Source organism: Streptomyces griseobrunneus (genome assembly GCF_046713465.1).
Taxonomy (GTDB): domain Bacteria; phylum Actinomycetota; class Actinomycetes; order Streptomycetales; family Streptomycetaceae; genus Streptomyces; species Streptomyces microflavus.
Window position 1 is genome coordinate 4948966 of record NZ_CP177080.1, and the last position, 15958, is coordinate 4964923.

12 protein-coding genes are annotated in these 15958 nt (G+C 71.2%); 5 read left to right on the plus strand and 7 right to left on the minus strand.

Annotated elements, in window-relative coordinates:
• Positions 1-65: 65 nt before the first annotated feature.
• Positions 66-623, plus strand: coding sequence for an acyl-CoA thioesterase (locus tag ACK8N7_RS22620; RefSeq protein WP_031124313.1), 558 nt, complete (start codon positions 66-68; stop codon positions 621-623).
• A 24-nt stretch (positions 624-647) separates the two neighbouring features.
• On the opposite strand, the gene ACK8N7_RS22625 is transcribed toward ACK8N7_RS22620, so the two are convergent.
• Positions 648-2156, minus strand: a complete 1509-nt coding sequence (locus tag ACK8N7_RS22625; RefSeq protein ID WP_457810830.1) for an LCP family protein — start codon at positions 2154-2156, stop codon at positions 648-650.
• A 227-nt stretch (positions 2157-2383) separates the two neighbouring features.
• On the opposite strand from ACK8N7_RS22625, the gene ACK8N7_RS22630 reads away from it, so the two are divergent.
• Positions 2384-3415 (plus strand): glycosyltransferase family 2 protein, encoded by a 1032-nt coding sequence (locus ACK8N7_RS22630; protein ID WP_500443926.1) that lies wholly within the window; start codon positions 2384-2386, stop codon positions 3413-3415.
• An 81-nt stretch (positions 3416-3496) separates the two neighbouring features.
• On the opposite strand, the gene ACK8N7_RS22635 is transcribed toward ACK8N7_RS22630, so the two are convergent.
• The 4 genes from ACK8N7_RS22635 to ACK8N7_RS22650 form a co-directional block, all read right to left on the minus strand.
• Positions 3497-5227, minus strand: a complete 1731-nt coding sequence (locus ACK8N7_RS22635; RefSeq protein WP_403212318.1) for an LCP family protein — start codon at positions 5225-5227, stop codon at positions 3497-3499.
• Positions 5228-5264: 37 nt separating this feature from the next.
• On the minus strand, positions 5265-6989 hold the full coding sequence (locus ACK8N7_RS22640) for an LCP family protein (RefSeq protein ID WP_500443928.1): 1725 nt from the start codon (positions 6987-6989) through the stop codon (positions 5265-5267).
• Between the two features lie 224 nt (positions 6990-7213).
• A complete protein-coding gene (locus tag ACK8N7_RS22645; protein ID WP_500443929.1) occupies positions 7214-8665 on the minus strand; it encodes an LCP family protein in 1452 nt (483 codons plus the stop codon).
• Between the two features lie 216 nt (positions 8666-8881).
• The gene (locus ACK8N7_RS22650; protein WP_500443931.1) at positions 8882-9634 is read right to left on the minus strand and encodes a TIGR03089 family protein; all 753 of its coding nucleotides are present in this window, start codon (positions 9632-9634) and stop codon (positions 8882-8884) included.
• Positions 9635-9771: 137 nt separating this feature from the next.
• On the opposite strand from ACK8N7_RS22650, the gene ACK8N7_RS22655 reads away from it, so the two are divergent.
• The 3 genes from ACK8N7_RS22655 (at position 9772) to ACK8N7_RS22665 (ending at position 13513) form a co-directional block, all read left to right on the plus strand.
• A complete protein-coding gene (locus ACK8N7_RS22655) occupies positions 9772-11265 on the plus strand; it encodes a peptidoglycan recognition protein family protein (protein ID WP_500443933.1) in 1494 nt (497 codons plus the stop codon).
• Positions 11266-11346: 81 nt separating this feature from the next.
• Entirely contained in the window at positions 11347-12438 is a 1092-nt protein-coding gene (manB, locus tag ACK8N7_RS22660; protein WP_267065089.1) for a mannose-1-phosphate guanylyltransferase, read from the plus strand.
• Positions 12439-12502: 64 nt separating this feature from the next.
• A complete protein-coding gene (locus tag ACK8N7_RS22665) occupies positions 12503-13513 on the plus strand; it encodes a DNA-3-methyladenine glycosylase family protein (RefSeq protein WP_403212308.1) in 1011 nt (336 codons plus the stop codon).
• A 140-nt stretch (positions 13514-13653) separates the two neighbouring features.
• Here ACK8N7_RS22665 and ACK8N7_RS22670 read toward each other — a convergent pair whose 3' ends face one another.
• Both ACK8N7_RS22670 and cofD read right to left on the minus strand, forming a co-directional pair.
• Positions 13654-15003 carry a coenzyme F420-0:L-glutamate ligase gene (locus ACK8N7_RS22670; RefSeq protein ID WP_403212306.1) on the minus strand — a complete coding sequence of 450 codons (1350 nt, stop codon included), beginning with the start codon at positions 15001-15003 and terminating at the stop codon, positions 13654-13656.
• Positions 15000-15956: a 2-phospho-L-lactate transferase gene (cofD, locus tag ACK8N7_RS22675; protein ID WP_403212304.1), complete on the minus strand. Its 957-nt coding sequence runs from the start codon at positions 15954-15956 to the stop codon at positions 15000-15002. Before cofD ends, ACK8N7_RS22670 begins: the two co-directional genes overlap by 4 nt.
• Positions 15957-15958 lie beyond the last annotated feature (2 nt).

A 15958-nucleotide genomic window follows, 5' to 3' on the forward strand; every position in this document is an offset into this window, starting at 1 on the left:
GCACCAGGGCTGTTGCGAAGCTGATGCATTCTGCGGGATCCGGCCCCGCGCATAAGGTGGACTGTATGACAGATCAGGCCACCCGCTCGGAGCGCTCGGAGGAAGAGATTCCGGGCAAGCCCACCGCCGCGTCCCGGACGACCCTCAGCCACATCATGACCGGCAGCGACACCAACCTCCTGGGTACGGTGCACGGCGGCGTGATCATGAAACTGGTCGACGACGCGGCGGGCGCTGTGGCCGGAAGGCATTCCGGCGGGCCCGCGGTGACCGCGTCGATGGACGAGATGGTCTTCCTGGAGCCGGTCAGGGTCGGCGACCTCGTCCACGTACGGGCGCAGGTGAACTGGACCGGCCGCTCCTCCATGGAGGTCGGCGTCCGCGTGATGGCCGAGCGCTGGAACGAGTCGACCCCCGCCCAGCAGGTCGGCAGCGCGTATCTGGTCTTCGCCGCCGTCGACGGGGACGGCAAGCCGCGCCGCGTACCGCCGGTGATCCCCGAGACCGAGCGCGACAAGCGGCGCTACCAGGAGGCGCAGATCCGGCGCACCCACCGGCTCGCGCGCCGCCGGGCTATCAAGGAGCTGCGGGAGAAGCGCGTGGCCGACGGCATCGACGACTGAGACCGCCGGACCGTCGGACCGGTTCTACGGGCAGACCACCTCGTCGCCCGTCACCGTGGCGAACTCGCCCGTCTGCTTGCTCTCCGCCCGCACCGGCCGCACCTTCGTGAAGTCCGAGCCGGCCGTCACCTCCATCGTGGCGCCCTGCCCCTTCACCGCCCTCAGCTCGCTCCCGGGCAACGCGGCGGCCAGCGACTTCGCCGACCGGTCCCAGCGCGGGTCGTACGTCACGAGCGTTCGCCGCAGGTCGCGCAGCTTCCCGTTGAGCGGGGCGTCGGTGGTGTTGAAGCCGGAGGCGCGCAGACCGGCGTCCACATCCTTGCCGAGGCCGTCCTTCGGGGTCCCGTTGTAGACCTGCACCCGGATCTCCTCCGGCGCCACGTCCACCAGGGTTCCCTGCGCCTGTTTCGGCGCACCCGCCGCGGGCTTCGGCTTCGCCGGGGCCAGCGGCTTGTCCTCGCGGAGCGCCTGGAACAGCTTCTTCGACTTCGCCGCGTCCCACTGGACCGTGGAGCCGATGCCCTTCACCGGGAAGCTCGGATTCCCCACCGGCACGGAGGTGAACTCCGACGAGGCCGGGCTGAAGTCCTTCATCGCCTTGCCGAGCGCCAGCATCTGCTCCGTACCGAACCCCTCGTCGGCCCGGACCGAGCCCAGCACCGAGGCGGAGACCTGCTGGAACCGCACCGGGTTCAGCAGCACCCCGTTGCTCGTCGCCTGCTTGATCAGCGCCGCCATGAACTTCTGCTGGCGCTGCATCCGGCCCAGGTCGGAGGCGACGTCGACATGGCGGGAGCGTACGTACTGCAGCGCCTGGCCGCCGTCGAGCTCATGGGTGCCCGCGGGCAGGTTCAGACCGGTGTACGAGTCCTTCATCGGCCGGGCCGTACAGATCTGCACCCCGCCCACCGCGTCGACCGTCTTCATGAAGCTGGTGAAGTCGACCTCCAGATAGTGGTCGACCTTGACGCCCGTCATGTGCTCGACCGTCCGCACGGTCAGCGTCGGCCCGCCCTCCGCGTAGGCGGCGTTCAGCTTCACCGGGTGGCTCGCGTGCTTCTTGCCGGTCGTACGGTCCGTGTGCGGGGGGATCTCGGCGTAACTGTCCCTGGGCAGGCTCACGACGCTCGCGCGCTGCTTGTCGGCCGAGAGGTGGACCAGCATGATCGTGTCGGTGCAGTCGCAGGGCGCGCCGCCCAGCTTGTACTTCTGCTTCTCCGCCTTGGTGATGGTGTCCCGGCTGTCGGTGCCCACGAGCAGCAGATTCGTGCCGTGCCCGGACTGGGGGCGGTTCTTCATGTCCTTGAACGGGTCGACCCGGCCGATCCCGCCCTCCAGGTTGCTCACCAGGGCGTGACCGATCCCACCCGCGCCCAGCACCAGCACCGAGAGCCCGGTTGCCACCCGCATGCCCCAGCGCGGCCGCTCGTCCTGCTTCCGGGAGCGAGGGGCCCGCACGCCCTGCGGTGGACGGCGGCGCGGGGGAGTGGTGCCGGGGCGGGGCCGGCGCTGCGGTGGACGGGGGGCGGTCACGGGGGGAGACACCTCCGCGGTGCACGGGGGACGGAGACACCTCTGCGGTGCAAGGGGACCATCGCACGGTAGGCCCATACGATCTCCGACCCGGCCCGCCACCCGGCGGCGCGCGCACCGGTGTCCCCCATTCGCGGTAACGTGGCGGCCGAATAACGCCGCCTCCCGGGGTGCCCGCCTCCTGGGCGCGGAACCCCTGGCGCCCCCGAGGACCCCCTGAGGACCACATGTCTGCCGCGCAGTACCCCGCCGTCTCCGTGATCATGCCGGTGCTCAACGAGGAACGCCATCTCAGGAACTCGGTCCGGCACATCCTGGAGCAGGAGTACGCCGGTGAGATGGAGGTCGTGATCGCGCTCGGCCCCTCCGCCGACCGGACGGACGAGATCGCGGCCGAGCTGGTCGCCGAGGACCCCCGGGTCCACACGGTCCCCAACCCCACCGGCCGAACCCCCGCCGCCCTCAACGCGGCGATCAAGGCCTCCCGCCACCCCGTCGTCGTACGCGTCGACGGCCACGGCATGCTCTCCCCGAACTACATCGCGACCGCCGTCCGCCTCCTGGAGGAGACCGGCGCGCAGAACGTCGGCGGCATCATGCACGCCGAGGGCGAGAACGCCTGGGAGGACGCCGTCGCCGCCGCGATGACCTCGAAGATCGGCGTCGGCAACGCGGCCTTCCACACCGGTGGCCAGGCGGGCCCGGCCGAGACGGTGTACCTGGGCGTCTTCCGGCGCGAGGCGCTGGAGCGGGCCGAGGGCTACAACGTGGAGTTCATCCGCGCCCAGGACTGGGAGCTGAACTTCCGCATCCGCGAGGCCGGCGGGCTGATCTGGTTCTCGCCCGAGCTGAAGGTGCAGTACCGCCCGCGCCCCTCGGTGAAGGCGCTCGCCAAGCAGTACAAGGACTACGGCCGCTGGCGCCACGTGGTGGCCCGCTACCACTCCGGCTCGATCAACCTGCGCTACCTCGCCCCGCCGACCGCCGTCGTCGCCATCGCGGCGGGCCTGGCGGTGGGCGCCGCCGTCACCCCGTGGGCGCTTCTCGTCCCCGGCGGGTACCTGGCCGCGATCGTCGCCGGGTCGCTGCCCGCCGGCAAGGGGCTCCCGCTGAAGGCCCGCGCGCAGATCCCGGTGGCGCTGGCGACCATGCACATGTGCTGGGGCTTCGGCTTCCTCACCAGCCCGCGCTCCCTGGCGAAGCGGGTCATCGCGAGCCGCCGCCCCTCGCCGGCGAGCAGCAGCAGCGAGACCGTCTGACCCGGACCCGGTCGTCGAAGAGGGCCCCACCGCTGACCGGTGGGGCCCTTCGTCCTTCGTCCGACCCGCTACGGGGTCACATCACCACGTGTACTGCGGGTTGACCTTCATGCAGCCCTTCTCCTCGCCGTTCTGGGCCCCCGCCGAGTCCGGGGTCTTCTCCGTGCCCTTGGAGACGGGGTAGACCCCCTCGTCGCGCCAGTCGGCGCCCACGGCGAGCGAGATGCCCGAGACGTCGGTCGACCTCTTCACCTGCGAGACCGGGATGCCGAGCGCCTTGGCGACGGCCCGTGCGTCGCCCTCCAGCTCCGCGCTCGGATACAGGACCCCGGTCCGCGCCGCCCCCGCCACGTTCCCTGAGTCGACCGTGGCCTTCGCGAAGCCCGCCTCCTTGAGCAGCTTCTCCACGTCACCCGCCCGCCCCGAGACCGGGCCGAGCGCGTCGGTGGCGGTCCCGTTCCTTACGGCGACGGCGATCTCGCCGACCGGAGCGGACGGGTCCTTCGGCTCCACCGGCTTCCGCTTGGACGCCTTGCCGTCGAGCGGCATGTCCTCGCGGACCATCCGGAACAGCTGCTCCGCGTCGCCCGCCTTCGGGTAGACCCGGCCGGCGTTCGTCCCGGTGCCGTACACGTTCGGCATGGTCGACATCGTGATGCGCTTCGTCGGGACCTTCTTCAGCTCCTCGGCCAGGTCGTAGAGCTTCTTGACCGTGTCGAGGCCCTTGTCGACCGTCAGCGCTGTGGTCGCGGCCTCGGCCAGGTTCATCAGCTTGCCCGGGTCGGTGAGCTTGGTGCCCTTGCGCAGCTCCCGCACCATCGAGTTCATGTACTGGTGCTGGGCCTTGGCCCGCGCGAGGTCGCTGCCGTCCTCGAAGCCGTACCGGGTACGCAGCCACTGGAGGGCCTGCTCACCCTTGACGTACGTGGTGCCCTCCTCCAGCTTCAGCCCGGAGCCGCCGCGGCCGTTGGCGCCGCGCGAGTAAATGTTGGCGTCCACGCAGACCGGGACGCCGCCGATCGCGTCGGCCATCGAGACCACACCGGCGAAGTCGATCATCATGAAGTGGTCGATCCGGATGCCGGTCAGCTCGTACCAGGCGGCCACCGTGCAGCCCGGACCACCGCGGCGCAGGCTCTCGTTGGTCTGCACGTCCCGGGTGCTGGCCGGGAAGACCTCGCCGTCCGGGGCCGTGCACTTGGGCATCTTGAGCATGGTGTCGCGCGGCATGCTGACCACGGAGAGGTTGGAGCGGTCCGCAGAGAGGTGGAGCAGCATCTGCACATCGGCGAGCGGCTGGGAGCCGAAGGTCTCCTTCGCGCCGCCCAGCTTCTGGTTCGCCTTGGAGTCCCGGGCGTCGGAGCCGATGAGCAGGATGTTGAGCGGGGTCTGACCGGCGGCGTTGGCCTTGTGGTCGGCCATCTGCTTGTCGCCGAGGGTCAGATCCTCCTTCTTGATGTTGCTGTTGAGGTGCTCGTAGTAGAGGTAGCCGGCCCCACCGGCGCCGAGTATGAGCAGGGCGAGTACGGACGAGACCCAGCGGAGTACGCGCCGTTTACCGCTTTTCGGGGCGCGGCGACTGCTCCGGCCCCGGCTGTTTATGCCCTGCGGCCCGGACCGCCGCCCCGGTCCCCGGGTGGCCGACTTCCCCGCCGTGCCGCTGTCGCTGCCGTCACCGCTTCCGCGGCGCCGGCGGCCCGCCGTGTCCCCGTCCCCGTACGGGTCCTCGTCCCGGCCGTCCCGATCCGCGTGCTGGACGCGTGACCGTGTCCCTTCCCCAGGCGTACTGCTCCGTCCCACCGGACCCCCCATGCTGTTCAGATTTCCGCTGCGACGCGGTGACCCGGTGTCACTGTGCGCATACCGCCTTGTCGGCGCTTGCCCGCTGGATGTCCTCCGGCGCCTTCGCCGGTCCGGTGATGGGTACGCCCGCGCCCTTGAAGTCCGCCCCCAGCGTCAGCACCATCGCCTGCAGCCCTTCGGCGTCGGCGGTGCCCGGCTTCATGGCCGTGGCGGGCAGGCCCATCATCTCGGCGAGCGCGCGGGCCTGGTCGGCCTGGTTGGGCGCGTAGGCCAGCGTCGTCTTCGTGATCTTCTCGGGGGCGTTGGCCTTGTTGGTGGACTTCAGCACCCCCTGCTCGTTCTGCAGCCAGGTGACGGTCGCACCCGCGGCGCCCGGGATCTCACCGCCGTTGAGGACGTCGACGCGTACGTCGGCGGGCGCGGCCTTCGGACCCTTGAGCAGGGCCGCCTGGTTGCTCTTGGCGGCCTTCTCCTTCTGCTTCACCTCGGTCAGCGAGGTGTCGGAGCGCATCATCGCGAAGAACTGTTCACCCTTCTGCGGGGCCACGACCACGGTGATGGGCGTCGGCTCTGCCGGATTGTCTATGACCGGCATCGTGACGAAGGTGATGTTCTTGGTGTCGACCTTGCCGATCTCCTGGGCAAGCGTCATCAGCTTCTTCGCGCTGCCGATGCCCTGGTCGACCGTGAGGGCGTTGGTCGCCGCGTCGGCCAGCTTGAACAGCTTCGTCGGATTGGTCAGGGTGTCGTTCGACTTCATCTTCCGGATCATCGAGCCGAGGAACTGCTGCTGCACCTTGATCCGGTCGAGGTCGCTCTCGTTGCCGAAGCTGTGCCGGGTGCGCAGCAGGGCCAGTGCCTCCTCGCCCGCCACCGTCGACTCCCCCTTGGGGAGCTTCAGATGCGACTTCGGGTCGTCGACCGGCTTGGCCATGCAGACCTTCACGCCGTCGATCGCGGTGGTCAGCTCCTTGACCGCGTTGAAGTCGACCATCATGAAGTGGTCGGGCATGATGCCGGTGATCGCCTCGACCGTCCGCATCGTGCAGCCGGGGTCGCGGCCCTCCTGGCCGAGGCTGATGTTGAAGCGGACGTTCGGGGTGCCCGGGATGACCTTCTCCGACCCGTCCGGCTGCTTCGTCTCGCAGTCCGGGATGTCCGTCATCAGGTCGCGCGGGATGCTCATCGCCGTCGCGTTGGTGCGGTCCTCGGAGATGTGGAACAGGATGTTGGTGTCGGCGTGGCCCTCGCTGCCCTTGTCGCCGTACCCCTCGTTGCCCTTACCGGTGCGCTTGTCGGTGCCGATGATCAGGATGTTCATCGGGCCGTCGCTGAGGACGTCCTTGTTGCCCGCGTCACCGATGTCGACGGTGTCGATGTTGCCGTTGAACCGCTCGTAGAGGAGGTACGCGCCGAGCGAGGCGGAGACGACGAGGAACGCCGTCACCCCGCCCGTCCACATCAGCGCCTTCTTCGGGCGGGCCTTGGGGGACTTGCGCTTACGGCGCCCCGCGGTGGCCGTGGCCTCCACGCCGCGCCCGCCGCTCTGGGCCGCCCGGCGGCTGCGCTGGCCGGGCACCTCGCGGCGCGGGCCGTCGGGGGAGCCGGTTCGCCGCCGGCCGGAATCCTCCGCGGTGGCCGTACGCGCGGCGACCGGCGACTCCCCTGCGGATTGGTCCAGTCGCAGTTCGTAATTGCCGGTGTGCGGGTTGAGTACCCACTGGTCTGCGGGATCGATATCGTCCGCCCGCCCACGGCTTTGCGCATCCACGGTTGCTTGTGTCCTCCGTCGGTGCCACGCGAGGCGCCCTCCCCCGGCAAGGCGCTCGTTCCTTCGCTCCAGCAGTGCACGACCTGACGGCCGGAAGCACCGGATCGCGTCACACTATCCGCCCGGTCAGAAAAGGAGCGACGTGCGTGACCTACACCACGCTCCTTACAACCGGGCATTCTTCCCATTATGCGTCGATTGCCTTCTCTGTCTTGGCAATTGCTTTACTGCTCACACAGGTCGTCCGCAGCGCTCGACCCCGAATAGGTGGGCGTCGGGGTCGGACTTTCGGAGCCGGTACCGTCCGGTTTTCCGTCGTCACCGCCGCCGTCACCCTCGCCGTTCCCCTCGCCGTCCTTGAGTTCGTCCGCCGGAACCACGGCCACGGGCTTGTCCTCGCGCAGTTGCTTGAACAGCTCGCCCGCGTCCGGTTCGACGAGTTCGTCCCGGTTCCGGTCCAGGCGGTACGGCTGCCGGGGCACGGTCAGGAACTGCACCTGCTCGGTCGGCACGTCCCGCATGCTCCGCACCAGGTCGTACAGGTCCCGCAGCGAGTCGAGCCCCGGGTCGGTCGTCAGCGACTTGGTCGCCGCGTCCAGGACCGGGTAGAGCCGCGTCGGGTTGAGCAGGACGCCGTTGCTCTGCATCTTGTTCACCAGGGCGCCGAGGAACTGCTGCTGGCGCTCCATCCGTTCGGTGTCGCTGCCGTCGCCGAGGGTCTTGCGCGCCCGTACGTAACCGAGCGCCTCCTCGCCGTTCAGCGTCTGCCGCCCGGCGGGGAGGTCGAGGTGCGCGTCCTTGTCGTCGATCGGCTTCGGCAGGCAGATCTCGACCCCGTCCACGGCGTCGACCATCTCCTTGAACCCGTTGAAGTCGACGACCATGTGGTGGTCGATACGGATGCCGGTCATCCGCTCCACGGTACGGATCGTGCAGGCGGTGCCGCCGAGCTCGAACGCGGAGTTGAACTGGGCGAACCGCTTGCGGGTCTCCTCGCCGTCCCCGGTGCGGCAGCTGGGGATCTCCACCATCAGATCGCGCGGCAGGGACACGGCGGTCGCGCTCTTCCGGTCCGCCGCGAGGTGCAGCAGGATCGTGGTGTCGGAGCGCTGGCTGCCGCCGTCGTCACGGCCGTACTCGCTGTTCTCCCCGGCCCGGCTGTCCGACCCGATGAGCAGGATGTTCTGGGCGTCCATGACGACCGGGGTGGGCCGCTCCTTCTCGTACACCTTCAGCTCGGCGGCGGCGCTGGTGTCGGTGGTGATGTTGCCGTCGAGCTTCTTGTACAGCCACCAGCCCGCCCCCGCGGAGACCAGCACGAGGAACGACGCGCCGAGAGCGGCCCAGCGCAGCCAGGGGCGCTTCCGCCGGGACGCGGAACCGTCCTTGGGGTGATCGGCCCAGGTCTGCACACCGGCGGCGCCTGAGCCTTGTGGGGTGCCGGAGTCCTGAGGGGCGTCGGCGTCCGGGGCCTCGTCCCGAGGCGCTCCGCCCTCGGGCGCGGGTTCTTCCTTCGGGTCCTTCGAGTCCTTGGATCTCGGCTCCTCGGAGTCCGGCCCTTTGGCCCCCGGCTCCTTGGCCCCCGGCTCTTCCTGCGACCTGCCCTGCGGCGTGTCCCCGGCCGGGTGGTCCGGGTCGGCCGGCGTGCCAGCACTGTCGGTCACGTCTGCGTCCATCCTTCACGGTCGGCGGCGCGATGGGCCGCCGGTCGCAGGAGTAGACGGCTGAACCTCACGCTTGGTTGTGCACTGCCAGAGAGTGGTCTGTACCGCCGATCATCTACCCCCGTTGACGATCGTTATCGGGGGCTCGGCCCGCTGTGGGCCGGACGAGTGCACCTCAGGGCGCTTGTCATACCGGACTGTTGGCGCTTCCCCGGCAGCGCGGGTGACTCACACCGCCGTGCCGGTGACCCGCTCGCTCTCGACCCGCTTCGCCAGGCCCTCCGCGTCGAGCTGCCCGAGGTGGCGGCAGAGGACCACGGAACCTCCGGCGGCCAGCGGCGCGAAGAGTCCGGCGCTCAGCCCCTCCCAGGTGTCGTACGTGTGCCCGGTCAGCAGCCGGGACCCCGGTACGAGCCCGAGCGCGTCGGCGTCCTCACGGGCCTTGGTGACGAGTTGCGTACCGGTCAGCTCGACCCCGCCCACCGCCAGCGCGGGGGCCCCGGGGTCCACCGGGGCGAACGGGGCGAAGCGGTCGCCCTGGCTCGGCACCTCCACCGCGTAGTCGGAGAAGCCCTCGGGCGGCTGCGGGAACCGGCCGCCCAGCGGACGCAGCGCCAGCGCGACCCGCTCGCCCCGGCAGGCCCGGGCCCGCTCCAGCGTGTCCGGCCCGCTCACCACGAGGTCGGCGGCGGCCGGGTCGCCCTGGATGTCGGCGACGACGCCGACGGAGGAGCAGGCGAGCAGCCAGACCGCGGACTGCCAGTGCGCGGGGAGGAGCAGGGCGAGCCGGTCGCCGGGCTCGGCGGCGAGGTCGCTCTGGAGCAGATTGGCGGTCTTGGCCACCCAATTGGCGAAGGTGGCCACCGACAGTTCGACGCGTTCTCCGGTGGCGTCGTCGTAGAAGGTGACCAGGGGGCGGGCCGGGTCCGCGGCGAGGGCGGATCGCAGCAGGTCGGCGGCGGTTCGGTCGCTGGAGTTCATCCGCGCAAGAGTACGCGGGGACGCTGTGCGGGGCGGGCTGAACGGGTGTCACGTACACCGGTTCGGCAGACACGGCGTCAGGTGTGGTCCTCTGCCCGGGTAGCCGGACTTGCCATGCTATGGCCAGGATCGTGCGTATGCGTGCACTATTGGTCACCTCAGTCGGCGTCACCTGCGCGGCGGCACTCACTCTGCCGCTCGCCGCTCCCGCGTCGTCCGCCCCTGTCCTCCCCTCCGCCTCGGCCCGGCCGCCTTCCCTCACCACCGAGCCACGTACGGACACCACCGATACCTCCGACACCACCGCCCCCGATGCCGCCGAGCCCCGCGCCGCGAAGTCCGCCGCCGAACCGGCCGGCTCCACGCAGTCGCTGCCCCTGGCGCCCCTCGCCGTCCCCTCGAACCGGGTCGCGGGAGCACCGGCGGTCCAGGGCCTGCCCCAGCGCGACGCCCGCCCCTTCTCCCTGGTGGGCGTGGTCTGGGACGACGCCCGTGCCGAACTGCACGGCACGGTCCAGGTCCGGACCCGGGCCACCGGCACCACGCGCTGGTCCGACTGGCAGGACGTCGAGACGCACAACGCGGACCACGCCGCCGACCTCGGCAGCGCGGAGCGCGAGGGACGTAGGGTGCGGGGCGCGACGGCCCCGCTCTGGGTCGGCGACTCGGACGGCGTGGAGGTACGCGTACGCCCGGAGTCCCCGGCCGCCCCGGAGTCCCCGGACTCCCAGGACCGCGCGGCCACCCCCGTACCGCTGCCGGAGGGGATGCGCCTGGAGCTCGTCGACCCCGGCGAGGACCCGGCGCCGGAGCCCGCCCGGGGCGCCCCCGCCAACCGGGCGGCCGTACCCGCGGTCTTCGCGGACACCCCGCCGACCGCCGCCCTGCCGGAGGTCCTGACGGCCGAGATCGCCGCGGCCTCGGCGGTCAACGCGGAACTCGCGGAGCTCGGCGCGACCGTCATCCCCGCCCTCACCCAGGCGGAGACGGTGGAGTCGGTGAACCTGGCACCCGGGGCGAAGCCGTACATCGGTCCGCGGCCGAAGATCGTCACGCGCAAGGGCTGGGGCGCCGACGAGAAGCTCCGGGAGCGGAACTTCGGGTACACGAAGTCCGTCAAGGCGGCCTTCGTGCACCACAGCGCGACCGGGAACAACTACACCTGCAAGCAGGCCCCTTCGGTGCTGCGCAGCATCTACCGCTACCACGTCAAGAGCAGCGGCTGGCGCGACTTCGGCTACAACTTCGCCGTCGACAAGTGCGGAAACATCTACGAGGGCCGGGCCGGAGGCGTCACGAAGGCGGTCCTCGGAGCGCACACCCTGGGCTTCAACACCAACACCATGGGGATCGCGGTGCTCGGCACCTACTCCTCCTCCAACCCGCCCGCCGCCGCGGTCACGGCGGTCTCCAGACTCACCGCCTGGAAGCTCGGTCTGTTCGGTGGCAACCCCAAGGGGAAGGTGACGCTCGTCTCGGGCGGCAGCAACAAGTACAGGAAGGGCGTGAAGGTCAAGATGAACGTGATCTCGGGCCATCGGGACGGGTTCGCAACCGAATGCCCCGGAGCGCGTCTCTACAAGAAGCTCGGCACGGCCCGGACCAGCTCCGCCAAACTGCAGGGCCGCTGACCGGTTCATGTCGGACCGGTCTGCTTAGACTGGCCAGCCATATACCCAGGCCAGGCCCCAGCAGGAAGCAGAGACGGTGCTGTGACAGAGGCAAAAGAAGCGATCCTCCTGGTCGGTGGCAAAGGCACCCGGCTGCGCCCGCTCACGGTGCACACCCCGAAGCCGATGGTCCCGGCGGCGGGGGTCCCCTTCCTGACCCACCAGCTGGCGCGGGCCAGGGCGGCCGGGGTCGAGCACATCGTGCTCGCCACGTCGTACCTGGCCGAGGTCTTCGAGCCGCACTTCGGCGACGGTTCCTCGCTCGGCCTGCACATCGAGTACGTCACCGAACAGGAACCGCTCGGCACCGGCGGAGCGATACGCAACGTCGCGGCCAAGCTGTCCTCGGGCCCGGACGAGCCCGTCCTGATCTTCAACGGTGACATCCTGACCGGGCTGGACATCCGGGCCCTGGTCACCTCGCACAACGACTCCGGGGCGGACGTCTCGCTCCACCTGACCCGGGTGGAGGACCCGCGCGCCTTCGGTCTCGTACCGACGGACGCGACGGGCCGGGTCACGGCCTTCCTGGAGAAGCCGCAGACGCCCGAGGAGATCGTCACCGACCAGATCAACGCCGGGGCGTACATCTTCCGGCGCTCGGTCATCGACACCATCCCCGAGGGCCGCCCGGTCTCCGTCGAGCGCGAGACCTTCCCCGGACTGCTCGCCTCCGGAGCCCACCTCCAGGGCATGGTCGACTCCACCTACTGGCTGGACCTCGGCACCCCGCAGGCCTTCGTACGCGGCTCCGCCGACCTGGTCATGGGCCGCGCCCCGTCCCCGGCGGTCCCGGGCCGCTGCGGAGACCGCCTGGTCCTGGAGACGGCCACGGTGGCCGCCGACGCCAAGCTCACCGGCGGCACGGCGGTCGGGGCCGGCGCGGTGATCGGCGCGGGCGCACGGATCGACGGCTCGACGGTCCTGGCCGGAGCGGTCGTCGAAGCGGGCGCGGTCATCACGGACTCGCTCATCGGGGCGGGCGCGAGGATCGGCAGTCGTACGGTGCTGAACGGCGCGGTGATCGGGGACGGCGCCCAGGTGGGCGCGGACAACGAACTGAGGGACGGGGTGCGGATCTGGTGCGGGGCGGTCCTCCCGGACGCCTCGATCCGCTTCTCCTCGGACCAGTAGGGCGGCTCCGCCCCGTACCCTCAAGAGGACACTTCCAGCACCAGGAACACCTGAGGCCCCACCCGTGGCAGGACGATTCGCCCCCCGCACCGCGCGCCCGACGCTGCCGCACCAGGCAGCTCCGGCTGTGCGGGGAGACGAGGGGCTCGTGCGGGGCGACGAGCGCCCACTGACCCGGGAGTGGACCCCACCCGGCCCGCTGGACCTGCGTCTGGTGCTCGGCCCGCTGCGCCGGGGCCCGGCCGACCCCACGTTCCGGATGGCGCCGGACGGCACGTTCTGGCGGGCCACCCGCACGCCGGAGGGCCCCGGCACCCTGAGGGTGGCGGCGCGCGGCGACGGGGTCGGGGCACAGGCCTGGGGCCCGGGCGCGCAGTGGCTGCTGGCCGGCCTCCCCGCCCTCCTGGGGGCCGACGACGACCCGGACGCGTTCACCCCGCACCACCGCCTGCTCGCCGTGGCCCGGCACCGCCGCCCCGGCCTGCGGCTGCTGCGCACGGGCCTGGTCATGGAGTCGCTGATCCCGTCGATCCTGGAACAGAAGGTCACCACGGACGAGGCGTACCGAGCCTGGCGCCTCCTGGTCCGCCGCTACGGCACCCCGGCCCCCGGCCCCACGGCCGCACTGGGCCTCCATGTGATGCCGGACGCACGGACCTGGGCGATGATCCCGTCCTGGGAGTGGCACAAGGCGGGCGTCGACACCAAGCGCTCGTCGACGATCATGCGGGCGGTACGGGTGGCGCCCAGGCTGGAGGAGGCGTCGGCGATGGAGCTTCCCCAGGCGACGGCCCGCCTGGAACTTATCCCCGGCATCGGCCCCTGGACCTCCGCCGAAACCCTCCAGCGCTCCAACGGCGCCCCCGACGCGGTCACGGTCGGCGACTACCACCTGCCGGGCATCGTGGGCCACGCCCTGGCGGACAACCGCCACGCGGACGACGAGGAGATGCTGACCCTGCTGACCCCGTACGAGGGCCAACGCCACAGGGCAACCCGCTTGATCCTGCTCTCGGGCCACACCCCGAAGCGCCGGGCCCCGAGGATGACTCCGGGAAACATCGCAGCACTGTAGGACACCCGCCATTCCAGCCCCTCCGGCGTTTGAGGAGCGGGGGTCCGGGGGCAGAGCCCCCGGTTTCGGGAAGGGGCGGGTAGGGGACAAGCCCCGCGCAGCGGCCCCACCGGACCCCGCACCCCCCACCTCACCGCACCTCACCTCACGGTGAGAAAGTCCTCCGCATCCCGAACAACCCGCTCCCGAGCCACCCCCACCGCATGCCCCACAGCCACCGCCCCCAACGGATCCCACGACTCCGGCAGCGACAGCACCTCCCGCACCACCTCTCGGCAGAACATCGTCGAGGACACCCACGCCGACCCCAACCGCTCACCGGCCAACGCCACCAGGAAGTTCTGCACCCCAGCCCCCGCCGCGACCACGAACATCTCCCGCTCCGCGGTGTCCCGCCGCACGTCCCCGTACGTATGGGACCCGTCCATCACCAGGCACGGCACCGCCAGATACGGCGCGTTGCGCAGCACATCCCCGCGCCGCACCCGCTTCGCGATCGACTCCTCGCTCTTGCCGTCACGCCGCAGATCCTCGATCCAGGCGTCCCGCATCGCATCGAGCAGCCGGGTCCGCGACTCGGCGGACTCCAGCAGCACGAACCGCCAGGGCGTCGTGTGATGAGGTGCCGGAGCCGTCACCGCGGCCGCCACCGCCCGCCGCACCGCCCCCGGATCCACCGGCTCGTCACTGAACTCGCGCACCGTCCGCCGCAGGGTCACCGCTTCACGCACGGCCTCGGACGTCCCGAGCCGGAACATGTCATCGGCCGCATCCCGCACCAGCGCACGGGCGCCCGGGTCGTTTTCGTGCTCAGCACCGGGGGAGACCACATGCGGCAACCCCCGCACCACGGCGACCGGCAACCCCGCGGCCTTGCCCTTGACCAGGTCCCCGGCGGCGGCCAGCTCGTCCGCCGTCGCCACGACCGTGGCGCTGAGCGGATTGCCGTACGCGTCCGTCCCGCCGCGCAGATCGTCCAGCACCCGCACCCCGGCCGCCCCGATCGCGACATCGGTCAGCCCGTTGCGCCACGGCCGCCCGAAGGTGTCCGTGACGACGACGCCGATCTCCACGCCGAGGGTGTCCCGCAGCCCGTCCCGGATCGTCCGGGCGGAGGCGTCGGGGTCCTCGGGCAGCAGGAGCACGGTCCCGGCCGGGGTGTTCGACGCGTCCACCCCGGCGGCGGCCATCACCAGCCCCTGCCGGTTCTCCACGATCCGCAGCGTCCCGCGCCGCGCCACGACCCGTACGGTCTCGGCGTCGATGGCGGCCTCGCGGTCCGCGGCCTCGACGATCCGGCCCTCGGCCTTGGAGACGATCTTGGAGGTGACGAGCAGGACGTCACCGTCGACCAGCCCCGGCTCGGCCCCGGCGATCAGCTTGGCGAGATCGTCGCCGGCGCGCACCTCGGGGATCCCGCCCAGGGCCCACACACGAAAGGAAGGCGCGGAGCCGCCACCATCGACATCGGCACTACCGACACCGCTCACGCCCGCACCTCCTCGGCCAGATCCAGCGCCTGGCGGGCCATCTCGGCGGTGGCGTCCACGTCCGACATCATCAGCGGCACCGCCCGGCAGCGGATCCCCGCCGCCTCGACCTCGCCGACCGTACCCGCGTCCACCGTGTCGACCAGCCACCCGTCCAGCAGCCCCGACCCGTAGTGCTGGGCGACGGCCGCGGCCGTCGACTCGACGCCCACCGCGGCGAGCACCTTGTCCGCCATACCCCGCACGGGCGCGTCCCCGACGATGGGGGAGAGGCCGACGACCGGCACTCCGGCCTCGGCGATCGCCTCCCGGATGCCGGGCACGGCGAGGATGGTGCCGATGGAGACCACCGGGTTCGACGGCGGGAAGACGATGACATCGGCGGCGCCGATGGCCTCCAGCACACCCGGCGCCGGCTTCGCCTGCTCCGCCCCGACCGGCACGATCGCCTGCGCCTCGACGGAGGCGCGCAGCTTCACCCAGTACTCCTGGAAGTGGATGGCCTTGCTCTCGCCGTCCATCTCGACGGCGACGTGCGTCTCGACCCGGTCGTCGGACATCGGCAGCAGCCGCACCCCCGGCTGCCAGCGGGCGCAGAGCGCCTCGGTGACCGCGCTGAGCGGATAGCCCGCGCCGAGCATCTGCGTACGGACGATGTGGGTCGCGAAGTCGCGGTCGCCGAGACCGAACCACCCGGGCCCCACCCCGTACGCCGCGAGCTCGTCCTTGACCTGGAAGGTCTCGTCGGTCCGCCCCCAGCCCTGCTCCTCGTTGATGCCACCGCCGAGGGTGTACATCACGGTGTCGAGGTCGGGGCAGACCTTCAGCCCGAACAGATGGATGTCATCACCCGTGTTGCCGATGACCGTGATGTCCGCCTCGGGCGCGGCCTGCTTGAGGCCACGCAGAAAACGAGCACCACCGATACCGCCGGCCAGAACAACAATGCGCATGC

Bases quoted from the DNA above. Each gene is read 5' to 3' on its own strand.
- cofD (WP_403212304.1), bottom strand. From the start codon at position 15,956: ATGCGCATTGTTGTTCTGGCCGGCGGTATCGGTGGTGCTCGTTTTCTG.
- ACK8N7_RS22635 (WP_403212318.1), bottom strand. From the start codon at position 5,227: ATGGGGGGTCCGGTGGGACGGAGCAGTACGCCTGGGGAAGGGACACGG.
- ACK8N7_RS22655 (WP_500443933.1), top strand. From the start codon at position 9,772: ATGCGTGCACTATTGGTCACCTCAGTCGGCGTCACCTGCGCGGCGGCA.
- ACK8N7_RS22630 (WP_500443926.1), top strand. From the start codon at position 2,384: ATGTCTGCCGCGCAGTACCCCGCCGTCTCCGTGATCATGCCGGTGCTC.
- ACK8N7_RS22620 (WP_031124313.1), top strand. From the start codon at position 66: ATGACAGATCAGGCCACCCGCTCGGAGCGCTCGGAGGAAGAGATTCCG.
- ACK8N7_RS22650 (WP_500443931.1), bottom strand. From the start codon at position 9,634: ATGAACTCCAGCGACCGAACCGCCGCCGACCTGCTGCGATCCGCCCTC.
- ACK8N7_RS22645 (WP_500443929.1), bottom strand. From the start codon at position 8,665: ATGGACGCAGACGTGACCGACAGTGCTGGCACGCCGGCCGACCCGGAC.